Annotated in this window: 6 protein-coding genes; 2 read left to right on the forward strand and 4 right to left on the reverse strand. The window is 68.7% G+C overall.

Features of this window, described 5'->3' with window-relative positions:
• Positions 1-115: 115 nt before the first annotated feature.
• On the reverse strand, positions 116-1,543 hold the full coding sequence (locus ACFYMU_RS12130; RefSeq protein ID WP_388371762.1) for a hypothetical protein: 1,428 nt from the start codon (positions 1,541-1,543) through the stop codon (positions 116-118).
• Between the two features lie 300 nt (positions 1,544-1,843).
• On the opposite strand from ACFYMU_RS12130, the gene ACFYMU_RS12135 reads away from it, so the two are divergent.
• Positions 1,844-3,670: an endonuclease/exonuclease/phosphatase family protein gene (locus ACFYMU_RS12135; RefSeq protein WP_388371765.1), complete on the forward strand. Its 1,827-nt coding sequence runs from the start codon at positions 1,844-1,846 to the stop codon at positions 3,668-3,670.
• A gap of 78 nt (positions 3,671-3,748) precedes the next feature.
• Here the strand turns inward: ACFYMU_RS12135 and ACFYMU_RS12140 are convergent, their stop codons facing one another.
• Together ACFYMU_RS12140 and ACFYMU_RS12145 are read right to left on the reverse strand one after the other, a co-directional pair.
• A complete protein-coding gene (locus tag ACFYMU_RS12140) occupies positions 3,749-4,480 on the reverse strand; it encodes an SRPBCC domain-containing protein (protein ID WP_388371768.1) in 732 nt (243 codons plus the stop codon).
• A gap of 16 nt (positions 4,481-4,496) precedes the next feature.
• Entirely contained in the window at positions 4,497-5,150 is a 654-nt protein-coding gene (locus ACFYMU_RS12145) for an ArsR/SmtB family transcription factor (protein WP_388371770.1), read from the reverse strand.
• Positions 5,151-5,293: 143 nt separating this feature from the next.
• Between ACFYMU_RS12145 and dapA the strand changes: the two genes are divergently transcribed.
• On the forward strand, positions 5,294-6,199 hold the full coding sequence (gene dapA / locus ACFYMU_RS12150; RefSeq protein WP_388371773.1) for a 4-hydroxy-tetrahydrodipicolinate synthase: 906 nt from the start codon (positions 5,294-5,296) through the stop codon (positions 6,197-6,199).
• A 139-nt stretch (positions 6,200-6,338) separates the two neighbouring features.
• Here the strand turns inward: dapA and ACFYMU_RS12155 are convergent, their stop codons facing one another.
• A complete protein-coding gene (locus ACFYMU_RS12155; RefSeq protein ID WP_388371775.1) occupies positions 6,339-10,658 on the reverse strand; it encodes an FG-GAP-like repeat-containing protein in 4,320 nt (1,439 codons plus the stop codon).
• Positions 10,659-10,873: the final 215 nt, after the last annotated feature.

Consider the following 10,873-nt stretch of genomic DNA (forward strand, 5'->3'; position numbering starts at 1 on the left):
CGTCACGTCGTGTGGAACGGTCCGCCCGCCGAACGGGCACCGCCCGGTGGCCCGGACCGGTGCCCCGGCCGATGGCGCGCCGACGGCCGGCCCTGTCCGCGTTCCCCGCCGGACCTCAGCCGCCGTGCTGGGAGCGGGCCTTGAACGCCGCCTTCCGTGCCTCCTTGGCGACCTTCTTGTCCGGGTGCAGGCGCCCCATCGCCTCCAGGACCTCCGGGGTGGCCGGGTGGTCCACCCGCCACGCCGTGGCGAAGAAACCACGGTGCTGCGCCGCCAGGCCCTCCACCAGCGCCTGCAGTTCCGCCGAGTTGCCCTCGGCCGCCAGTTGCGCGGCCAGCGTGTCGATGGTCAGCCAGAAGACCATCGACTCGGGCGGCACGGGCACGTCGGCCGCGCCGTGCTCGGTGAGCCAGACCCGCGCCAGGCCCCCCAGTTCCGGATCGTCCAGGACCTCGCGCAGGGCAGGCTCCGCGTCCGCCCCCACCAGGGAGAGCGCCTGCTGACAGCGCAGCCGGCGCAGCGGCGCGCCGGCGTCGGAGCCGCGTGCCGCCGCGAGCAGTTCGCGTGTCGCCGCGAGCGGTTCACGACACGCCAGCCACTGCTCCGTCTCGGCCTGTGCCGCCGCGGGCGGAAACGCGGACGTGCCGTCGAGCAGCGCGTCGGCGCCCTTGTCCGCGAACTCGCCCACCGCGGGTGCGGTCATCCCGGCCTCCAGCAGCCGGGCCCGCATCCCGAACAGCCCGAGCGGGGTCAGCCGCACCATCCCGTACCGGGTGACGTCCGCCTCGTCGACGGGGCCCGGGGGTTCCTCGTCGGTGTCGGCCAACAGCGCCTCGTCGACGGGCTGGAAGTCGACCAGCCCGACCGGCTCGAGGGTCCTGAACTGCTCGTCGAGCCGCATCATCGCGTCCGACACCTGTTCCAGGACGTCGTTCGTGGGCTCGCCCATGCCGTCGGGCACCAGGACCGACGCGGCGAGGGCGGGCAGCGGCACCGGACTGTCGCCGGGTCCCTGCTCGCTGACCGTCAGGATGTATAGGTTGCCGAGGACTCCGTCGAGGAACTCCGCCTCCGCCTCGGGGTCCCAGTCGAGGGAGGAGAAGTCGATCTCGCCGCCCTCGTCCATGGCGTCGACGAGCTCACCGAGGTCCGGCACGCTCGCGTCGGCCAGCACGGTCTCCAGCGCCTCGAGCCACACGCGGAGCACGTCCTGCGGGCTTCCGGAGGTGAGCAGGGCGAGGTCGGCGCCCGCGGTGACCGTCCCCTCCTCCTCGTCGGCGACCTCGACCAGGCCGGTGTCGACGGCGACCCGCCATGCCTCGCTGGCGAGGGCTGCGGCGTCCTCACCGTCCAGCCCGAGGGCCTCGGCCGCCGCGGGCAGCTGCTCCTCGACGAGCTCGCCCGCGGTGCCGACGCGTGTGTCCGGGCCGGCCCAGCGGGCCAGCCGGGCGGCGCGGGAGAGCAGGGGCGTGGCGAGCGCGTCCCGCGCGAGCTCCGCTTCGGAGCGCAGCCGAACCGGGGGCAAGGGGGAGCTGTCTGACATCGGCAGGGTCTCCTTGAGACGTACGTAGTGACCGAGGGGCGCCCCGAAACACACGGCTCAGCCTAGACGGATTTCCACCCATGCCGCCCGGTTCATCTCCCCTTCGGCCGCCGTACATGGCTGAAACCTTGACAAGTGCCTTGATCAGGCTGGAGATTGACGCGCGTAGAAGTCGGCGGACACTTGTTCACCGAGGTCTCCGTCTTCTCCCCGCGTCGCCACCGCCCCGCCGGTCGTCGCCCCACGGCTCCACGCTCCACCCTCGTCCCGGCACCCATGCAAGTCCCCGGAGGGATCCCGTTGCCGAGAAAGTCCACCGCGCGCCTCGCCGCGCTCACCGTCGCCGCCGTCTGCTCCACGGTGTCCGGCGTGGTCCTCACCGCCCCGGCGCACGCGGACTCCGTGCGCATCCACGACATCCAGGGCACCACGCGGCTCTCGCCGCTCGCGGGCCAGAAGGTCACGGACGTGGCCGGAATCGTCACGGGCGTGCGGACCTACGGCTCGTCCAAGGGGTTCTGGGTCCAGGACCCGAACCCGGACGGCGACCCGGCGACCAGTGAAGGGATCTTCGTCTTCACGAGTTCCACCCCGAAGGTCGCCGTCGGCGACTCGGTCACCGTGACGGGCACCGTCTCCGAGTACGTCCCCGGCGGCACCTCGTCCGGCAACCAGTCGGTCACGGAGATCACCAAGCCGACGGTGACGGTGCTCTCCGGCGGCAACGCGCTCCCGGCGCCGGTCGTCATCGACGCCGAGTCCGTGCCGGCCGAGTACGCCCCGGCGGGCGACACGGCGGCGAACGGCTCGATCAACGGCCTCGCCCTGCAGCCGGCGACGTACGCCCTGGACCACTACGAGTCCCTGGAGGGCATGAACGTCCAGGCCTCCGACGCCCGCGTGGTCACCGCCACCGATGCGTACAGCGAGCTGTGGGTCACGGTGAAGCCGCACGAGCACGCCGACCGCCGCGGCGGCACGGTCTACGGCTCGTACCGCTCCCAGAACACCGGCCGGCTGCAGATCCAGTCGCTGGGCCCGACCGCCGGCTTCCCGACGGCGAACGTCGGCGACACGCTCACCGGCCCGACCACCGGTCCGCTGGACTACAACCAGTACGGCGGCTACACCCTCGTCGCCAGGGAGCTCGGCACCCTGGAGAGCGGCGGTCTGCAGCGGGAGACCACCCGCAAGCAGGGCCGCGGGGAGCTGGCCGTGGCGACGTACAACGTGGAGAACCTGGACCCGTCCGACACCACCTTCGAGGCCCACGCCTCCGCGATCGTGAACAACCTGCAGTCGCCGGACATCGTGTCCCTGGAAGAGATCCAGGACGACAACGGGGCGACGGACGACGGCACGGTCGACGCCTCCCAGACGGTGGGCAGGCTCGTCGACGCCATCGTCGCGGCGGGCGGACCGCACTACGACTGGCGCTCCATCGACCCGGTCAACGACCAGGACGGCGGCCAGCCGGGCGGCAACATCCGCCAGGTCTTCCTGTTCAACCCGCAGCGGGTCTCCTTCACCGACCGCCCGGGCGGCGACTCGACGACCGCCGTGGGCGTCACCGAGGTGCACGGCAAGGCGCAGCTGACGGTGTCCCCCGGCCGCATCGACCCGGCGAGCGACGCCTGGAAGAGCAGCCGCAAGCCCCTCGTCGGCGAGTTCGTCTTCCGCGGGCGGACGGTCTTCGTGATCGCCAACCACCTCGCCTCGAAGGGCGGCGACCAGGCGCTGCACTCCCAGTACCAGCCGCCGACACGCGGCTCGGAGACCCAGCGCCACCTCCAGGCGGCCGAGGTGCACGCCTTCGTCAAGGACATCCTGGACACGCAGAAGAACGCCGACGTCGTCGCGCTCGGCGACATGAACGACTACGAGTTCTCCGACACCGCGAAGATCCTCGAGGGCGACGGCGAGCTGTGGTCGGCGATCAAGTCGCTGCGCAAGAGCGAGCGTTACACGTACGACTACCAGGGCAACAGCCAGGTCCTGGACCAGATCCTGGTCAGCCCCTCGATCCGCCGCGGTTGCGACGTCGACTACGACAGCGTGCACATCAACGCGGAGTTCCACGACCAGATCAGCGACCACGACCCGCAGGTGCTGCGGTTCCGGCCGTAGCGGCCACCGGCCTCCCGCGCCGACGAGCCCGGCCCCGTCGTGCGGGGGGCCGGGCTCGTCCCGTGGGTACGGGGCAGGTCAGGCGAAGACCTCGTCCAGCCAGCCCTGCCAGGCGGCCTCGTCCGCCTTCGCATCGGCGCCGGGCGCGAAGTCGTGGACGCTGATGCCGACCGGCGCGCCCCAGTGGTTGCGCCCGAAGAAGCGAATGAGGGCGTCGTCGGTGCGCAGCCCGACGAAGTAGGGGTTGCGGTAGTCGAGCACGGCGTCGAAGAGGCGGCCCTCCGGGCCCCGGACCACGACGGTGGAGCGCTCGACGGCGTCCTCGATCCCCAGCGCCCGCTCCACGGCGGTGAGGGCGTCGGCGGCCTTGGACCCCTCGGGACCGTTCAGGGTCGTGAAGGCGACCGGGCGGGGCGCGAAGTGCGTGACGTACTCGCGCAGGGTGTGCAGGTAGAAGTCGGTGTGCTTGCTCGCGCCGTCGTACTGGTTGTCCCAGTCGTCGACGAAGATGCCGCTGTGCACGTAGCGCACCCAGGCGCGCCGGCCGCTCTCGCGCGGTTCGATGGTGTGATCGAGCTGGTTGAGGGTCTGCTCGACGATGCCCTCGACGTTCTCGACGCGGTTGACGTAGCGGTGCGGCGGGTCCCACACGGTGACCGTGGAGCCGAAGGGTCCCTTGCCGCCCTCGCGCGGCTCGGGGGCGTCCATCGGCCACAGCCAGCCGCCGGTACCGCGGGTGACGGCCTCCCAGACCTGCTCCGGCGTGGCGTCGACCTCGAACTCGCGGGCGATCTCGAATTCCTTGGGCATGAGGGGCTCCTGCGCGTCAAGTGGGGGTGTCGGTCGGGGGGTTCAGCTCGGCGGCGGGGGACGGTGCGTCCTGGGGTCCGGCCACCGGCGGCTTGACCTCGGGGTGGACGGCCACGACGATCCGGTGGTCGCGCCCGCCCTCGGTCTCCGGAGCGTCGTACTTGCGTATGAGGGCACTGACGCCCGCCGTGAGCTCCTGGATGAACGCGGCCCGGTCGGCCGCGGAGGCGAAGCGCACCTCACCGTCGAGCGCGTACGTCGCCAGCCGCTTGCGGGCCGCGGCCGCGCCGGTGATCAGCGAACCCACGTCCCGCACCAGCCGGGCGCCGAGGGCGAGCAGCCAGCGCGCGGAGAGCTGGTCGCGGAAGCGGTCCGGGTCCGGCTGCACGGAGGCCAGCGCGAGAGGGCTGATCACGTACGAGGCGGCGGTGGCCCGCATGAGCCGCTCGGTGACATTGCCCTTGCGGCGCTCGCCGGCCAGCTCGACCAGGCCGTGCCGCTCCAGGGTCTTGAGGTGGTAGTTCACCTTCTGGCGGGGCTGCCCGACCCGGCCGGCCAGCATGGCGGCCGACGCGGGCCCCGCCGCCAGCTCGGCGAGCAGCCGGGCCCGTACGGGGTCGAGCGAGACGGCTGCGGCCTCGGGGTCCTCGATCACGGTCACGTCCAACATGACTCCACCGTCCCACCGAAAACTTTTTTTGTCCAGTCGATCGAAGTTGTCGGTGAGTCATGATGAACATTGCAGCATTACTGATGAATACCCTGAAGAAAAATTAAGTGGAACTACACAATGAGGCGGCCGAGACTACTGCCATGACGACACCGGCCCGTGCCTCCGCTCCCTTCGGCCGCGCCCTGTGCGCGATGATCACTCCCTTCACCGACGACGGAGCGCTGGACCTGGACGGGGCGCAGCGGCTCGCCGACCGGCTGGTGGCCGAGGGCTGCGACGGCCTGGTGCTCTCCGGTACCACGGGCGAGTCGCCGACCACGACGGACACCGAGAAGGCCGCGCTGGTGCGGGCGGTGCGCGAGGCGGTCGGCGGACGGGCGTCGATCGTGGCGGGCATCGGCACCCCCGACACCCGGCACACCGTGGAGCTCGCGCTCGCCGCCGAGAAGGCGGGTGCGGACGGCCTGCTGGTGGTCACGCCGTACTACAGCCGACCCCCGCAGGACGCCGTCGAGGCCCACTTCCGCGCGGTCGCCGACGGCTCCGGGCTGCCGCTCGTGCTGTACGACATCCCGGGCCGCACCGGCACCCGCATCGAGCCGGCGACGATGATCCGGCTCGCCGAGCATCCGCGGATCGTGGCGGTCAAGGACTGCGCGTACGACCTGCTGGGCACCCAGAAGGTGCTGGCGCGCACGGAGTTGGCGTACTACGCGGGCTGTGACGAGCAGGTGCTCGCCCTGTACGCGATCGGCGGAGCCGGTCACATCAGCACGGTCGCCAACGCCGCGCCGCGGCAGTTCCGGGCGATCCTCGACGCGTTCGACGCGGGCCGGACGGCCGAGGCCGCGCGCCTACAGCGACGGGCCCTGCCACTCATCGAGTCGATGATGGCGTCCGGGCTGCCGGGCACCGTGACCGCCAAGGGCCTGCTCGGCGCACTCGGCCTGCCGTCCGGCCCGGTCCGGCCGCCGCTGCGGCCCGCGGACGGCAGGACGGTCGGCGAACTGCTCGCCGTCCACAAGGAGTTGACGGGGCAGCAGTGACCACGGACGGCCGAACCACCGTGGCCTCCTCGATCAACCGCATCGGATGTCCGTGTTCGCCGATCGCCGCGCGAGTCCGGCACTTCGCAGAACAGTTACAGGGGGATGCCCCGCTGTTGCGGGGCATCCCGTGTCGGGCTTACGCGGGGCTGTATCTCTCGATCATGTGAATGCGGTCGAAGGTCCAGCTTCCGGCGGGTGCTTCCCAGCTGTGGAGTGAGCCGTTGAGTGTGCCGTCGGGTTTGGAGGTCCAGGTGATGGTCTTCACGCGTCCGTCGGCGTAGCCGTAGAGGGTGGCGAGGTCGTCGCGACCGTCTCCGTCGTAGTCGCCCGTGACAAGCTGCATGCGGGAACGTTCGTAGGAACCTGCTGGAATGCTGAGGATCTCCCGTCGGTTGCCGAACTTGCCGTCGACGTCACTCGCGTTGAAGCTGATGACGGCGTCGTGGCCGTCGCCGTAGTCATACCAGCTGGCGATGTCGTCGCGGCCGTCGCCGTTGAAGTCGCCGGAGTAGACGCTGGCGTTGGCGAAGGTCCAACCGGTTGATTCCCAGCCGTGGATCGGCTCGTTGAATCCGCCGGTGGGTTTGGTGAGGAAGGTGATCAGGGCGACGGTGCCGTCGGTGTAGCCGTAGAGGGCGCCGAGGTCGTCGCGGCCGTCTCCGTCGTAGTCACCGGTGGCGAACTTCATCCGGTCCGCGGCCCAGCCGTCCGCACGGTAGAAAGAGCTGAAAGGAGAGTTGAAGCCGCCCTTGGTGTTCGCGGTGAAGGTGAAGAGTCTGTCGCTGCCGTCGCCGTACGCGTACCAGGCTGCGATGTCGTCCCGGCCGTCTGCGTTGAAGTCTCCGGCTTGGGCGTAGATGTGCGCGAACGTCCAGTTGCCGGGTTCGGTGCTCCACGAGGTGAACGGAGCGGCGAAGCTGCCGTCTCCGTTGCCCAGCCAGGTGCGCAGGGCGACTTTGCCGTCGTCGTAGCCGTAGAACGCGGCGACGTCACTGGTGCCGTCGCCGTTGAAGTCGCCGGTGACGCGTTTCATATGGTCGGCCCAGTAGTTGCCGGCGGCGGTCTGCCAGGCGTGGTTGGGGGCGTCGAAGGCGCCGTTGGACAGGGCGGGAAAGACGTGCAGTTCGTCGTGGCCGTCGGCGTAGTCGTACCAGTCGGCCATGTCGCTGCGGCCGTCGTTGGTGTAGTCGTGTCGGATCGCGGTGCCGCTGGACCATACGGACTGGCCTTTGGCGTTGTAGAGCACCAGGTTGCCGCGGTCCTGCAGGATGGCGTAGCCGTTGTCGGTGAGTTCCGGTGTGACGGTTCCGGGGCCTTGTGCTGGTGACTTGACCATGTTGGTGCTCCAGAGTTTGGCGCCGGAGCCGCTGATGACGGTGAGGTTGCCGTCGGTCTGCATGACGGCCTTCGCCCCGGCGTTGCCTGCGGTCCCTGTCTGCCAGACGACCGTGTTGCTGCTGGAGGTGATGACGAGGTTGCCGTCATCGCGCATGGTGAGTTTCATCGAGCGGGAGCCGTAGGTTTGACCGGCGTTGAGGGTGGTGCCGGGGGGAATGTGTGAGCCGCCGGTGATGCCGTCGATGAGGTAGGACGCTCCGAAGGCGGTGCCGTCGGAGCCGGGGGCCTTGCCGGGCCAGCCACGCATGGTGTTGTCGGCCGTGCGTGCCCACAGGTCGGCGTAGCCGTCCCCGTCGATGTCGCCGATGGAGCCGATGGTGGGGTAGGCGGTGGCTTTGAATCCTGTGCCGATCTTGACGCGCTTGTCTGCAGCGCCCCAGGTGGTGGGGTCGAGGTAGCCGTTCGGGCCTTTGGCACCGTAGGCGCGGTAGAGGTCGCCGGTGGTGTTGTGGCGAAGCCATAGATCGGGGATGAGGTCGTTGTTGAGGTCGCCAGGGGCGATAACGGTGAACTGGTCCCAGTCGCCGTTGCCGACGAGGACGGGCTCGCGGCTGCTGTCGAGCATGAGGGTGTTGCGGTTGCCGTAGTAGGCCCACAGTTGATTGTCCTGCTTGACCAACAGATCGGGCTGGCTGTCGCCGTTGAGGTCTCCGGCGGAGATGACCTGTTCGGCGTCATGCCAGTGGTCGTCCCCGTTCCAGTCGTCACCGTAGTCGCAGCCGATGTCCGGGTCTTTCACCGGGCAGGCGACGGTCAGCTCAACCGAGGCATCGTCGATCGTGCCGGTTCCGTTGTTGGGATACGTCCGCAGTTTCTTCCGCTGATCGTTTTGGTCGTACTCCAGGGCGACGAGGTCGTTGTATCCGTCCTGGCCCCAGTCGCCGCGGGAGTCGACGCTGGCGTCGGCGAAGGACCGGTCGCCGCCGTTGGTGGCCGCCGCGAAGTCCCTGTTGCCCTGGCCCGCATAGGTCAGCAAGGTGCCGTTGGAGTCGATGCTCCAGATGTCGAGCTGCCCGTCGCCGTTCAGATCACCCTCTTTGTCGCGTGTGGTCGAACGGGTGGCGTAATACAGATAGGTCGCCGTGTCGGAGCGATTGCCGGCCTTGTCCATGCTGTAGGCGTATACGAAGTGCGGTCCGTAGCCGGGCGGAATGACGGTGGCTGGGATGCCGGGAGCCGCGTCGCGGAGGGTCGGATCCTGGTCGGTGTACCAGACATAGTGATCGACGTCGGCAACTCCGTTGGCGGCGAAGAGGAACCGTCCGGCCTCGCGGGCCTTGCCGGTGACCGGTGGCCAGCCGGCGTCACCCGGCGGGAACTGATTGTTGTCGGATGTGATGATGGGCGGCTTTGATGGTCGGGTGCGGTCCACAGAGAACTTGCAGGTTGGTGACCACCCGGACTCCGCGCCCTCCTTGTCCTTGGCCGAAACCTGCCAGGTGTAGTCGCCGGTGGGCAGATCGGCGTCCTGAACGGAAAGAGTGGCAACCTTGCCGTTGGCAGCTGGGATGGACTGGTCGACCACGGCTGTAGTGCTGCCGGACCTGAACACCCTGAACCGGGCCGTCAGGTTGCCTGCGTCCTTGTCCTTGATGGTCGCATAGAGGCTGACCTTTGTGTTGCCGATGAGGCCGCCACTGGTGCATGACGTCCTGGGATTCGTACCGAGCTTCCCAGGCGCCTTGGGCGGGAAGTTGTAGACGGTCTCCAAAGTGGCTGTCTTCGCGTCGAACTTCTTCCAGCCGTAGGTGTCCGTCTCATCAGAGGCATACAGCCCCAGCGTTACGCTGGACCATCCCTCCGAGGCAGCCTCGGATACCTTGGGGGTCGCATCGAACTCCAGGTTGCCAGCGGCGCAGTCCTTGCTCCACCCCTTGGAGTCGTCGACCGTGTCCAGTCGGGTGTATTTGGCAGGTTGCCTGTTCCAGGTGGTCTTCTTCGAGATCGCTCCCACAGACCACAGCTCGACCGGTCGATCCTGGCACGACCACGACCAGGTGTTGCGGATGCGGAAGGTGGACGACTTGACGATGGCACCCTTCAGATTGGACGTGTCCAGCTGGAAGAAGGACCTGGACACACGGTCGGATCCGCCCGTCTCGGCCTCGTATCCGACACGTACGACCTCCTTGGTGTTCCAAAAGGAGGTGTTGGGGTACGCCCTGTACACCCGCGTCCAGTTCTGCCGCTCACCCCACGCCCAGGAAGGGTCGATGTAGACCGGATACTGGGTACCCGTACCGCTCAGCAGCTCCTGGTCCGTTTTTATCTCCAAGGTGTCACCGGACACGGTGGTTGCCATCTGGGCGTCCTGTGCACCGGGTGGGGGCACGAACGGGTCGGCGGGCGCCTCCTCGCCGACGGCTGCGGCAGCGGTCTTCAGTGTGCCACCGGCCGAAGTGATGGTCGTCGAGTCCCACATCAGGGGCGAGGGACTGGTGAAGACCGTCTGCCCAGCCGGATCTACAGCCGTGAGACTGCCTGTTTCCGCGTCCTTGGACACCGTCACACCCACCGTGTCCAACTGATAGGTGAGCGAAGCCAGCTCAGGATTTCGCGCTGCCTCCGCGGTCTTGACCACCAGCAGTTGCGAGAAGCCCTCCACCTCGGCCTTGAGCTGCAGATCCACGCCGGGCAGAACCTCGGCATAGGTGGCCACGTTCCCTGACAGCGTCGGCTCGGGAAGCGGTTTGGGCCACGTCAGAGACAAAGTCCGCCCGTCCTTCACACCCCGCAGGAGAGCACCGGAGCCACCACCGGAGAAGGACACCGCTACAGTCGACGCCTTCGGCGACACCCGGCCGTCCGCGGTGAACTCAAGTGTCGGATCGGTCGGAATCCAGACACCTTCGCGCAGCATCCGCACCGGGGTGCCGTACCTCTCCACCGACCACGAGCCATCCGGCAGAGCCCATGTGTCCGACGACTCCGTCCGCGCCGATACCAACTCGTAAGGCTGCCCGGTGGATGCCGCCTGCTCGAGCGCATAGTCCTCCTCGCTCTTCGACCCGTCAGCGACCGGATCCGAAGATGCCGCAGAGGCAGCGGGCGAGGACACAACCGCCGAGGCGGCAGGCGCACTCAGCGCCGAGGGAACCACTATTGCGGCCGCAAGGAAAATGGCCAGAAAAAGCCTACGCCGGCAAGCACGTGACGCATGTCTATCGCCTGGCGAATACACCACATCACCCTTTCAAACGTGAAGAACGTGAGCGTGACTCTATATCCACCCGCAGGGACATCTCCGAGAGACGAGCTCCCAACGCTGCTGCA

The sequence above is a fragment of the Streptomyces sp. NPDC007264 genome, from assembly GCF_042869095.1.
GTDB lineage: Bacteria > Actinomycetota > Actinomycetes > Streptomycetales > Streptomycetaceae > Streptomyces.